This window comes from uncultured Campylobacter sp., assembly GCF_938018035.1.
In the GTDB taxonomy this organism is placed as follows: domain Bacteria; phylum Campylobacterota; class Campylobacteria; order Campylobacterales; family Campylobacteraceae; genus Campylobacter_B.
In genome coordinates, this window is the sequence record NZ_CALIJF010000285.1 from 1 (window position 1) to 1,081 (window position 1,081).

General features: G+C 38.8%; 2 protein-coding genes. Both read right to left on the reverse strand.

What is annotated here, in order from left to right; all coding sequences use genetic code 11:
• Positions 1–244: 244 nt before the first annotated feature.
• Complete coding sequence (locus Q0257_RS08535; RefSeq protein WP_298024037.1) at positions 245–748, reverse strand: hypothetical protein; 504 nt, start codon at positions 746–748, stop codon at positions 245–247.
• Between the two features lie 49 nt (positions 749–797).
• Positions 798–1,081: hypothetical protein (locus tag Q0257_RS08540; protein ID WP_298024040.1), on the reverse strand; the 284-nt coding region annotated here is incomplete at its 5' end.

Sequence of the window (1,081 nt, forward strand, 5' to 3'; positions counted from 1 at the left end):
GCTGTATGGACTCAGGGCTAGTAAAAGAGCAAATGCTCCGCTCTGTGCCTGAAAAAACCCGTGCGCTAAATGAAAAGGCGTATGATTTGGGGATGAAATACGCGAGAGAGGTTTTTGAGACGGAGTAAAATTTTATGGCAGCGAAACTATAGAAGTGGGCGGTATATTCTTAGCGGCTTTATTCTTGCTTTTTTTGCGAAGTGCATCAGCTATAAGGATGAAATTTATCGCGTTGTTAAAATTTTTATTTCGGTACAAGTATACTTACCGCTTTTCTTAAAGGATTACACTCGCTATCGCTTAGGCAAATTTCTAATTGCTCCTTTATTTTGCAGGAAAAATCCTTCTTGTCGCTGTTTTTTCCGTAACAAACCTTGTCAAAGTAACCGATAGCTCTATGTATATTTCCGCCGTAAAATACTTCATTCCCTGCTAGCAAAAAGCAATAATACATCATATCCCCCTCGCAAGCTTTCTTTAATGCTAAAACGGAATCTTTATATCTACCCATTGTAACCAAAAGCACCGCGCCGAGCGATCCGCAGCTTTCGTAATCTCCGTCGTCGCACTTTTTGGATAAAATTTCGACTAGCCTCGTGCACGCACTGTATTTTCCGTCGCCGTTATCGCACTCTAAATTTAGCTCTTTTTCTTCCCAAGTTTTGAAAAAGCTCGGATCCATGGGTCTTGCCATACTAGAGCATATTGAAAATATCAAGGCTAAAACTATAAATTTAATTTTCTGCATTTTCTCTCCTATTTAGATTTTGATATATAAAGCGGCTTTTTAAACAACATCATCTTACGCTTTTTAACAAAATTCTTGCTTTTTTTATAGGATTGCACTCGCTGTCATTTAGGCATTTTTCCAATTCCTCTTTTATCTTGCACGCTTCGTTTTTATATACGCTATCTATTCTTTTGCATGTCTTTCCAAGATATTTCATGGCTGAATTTATGTCCCCGCTGTACCGTATTTCGATTACACTTAATACATAGCAATAGTTTGCTGCGCCGGCTTCACAGGCTTTTTTACAAGCATAGGCAGAGTCCTCATATCTGTCCATAGAACTGAGAAGCG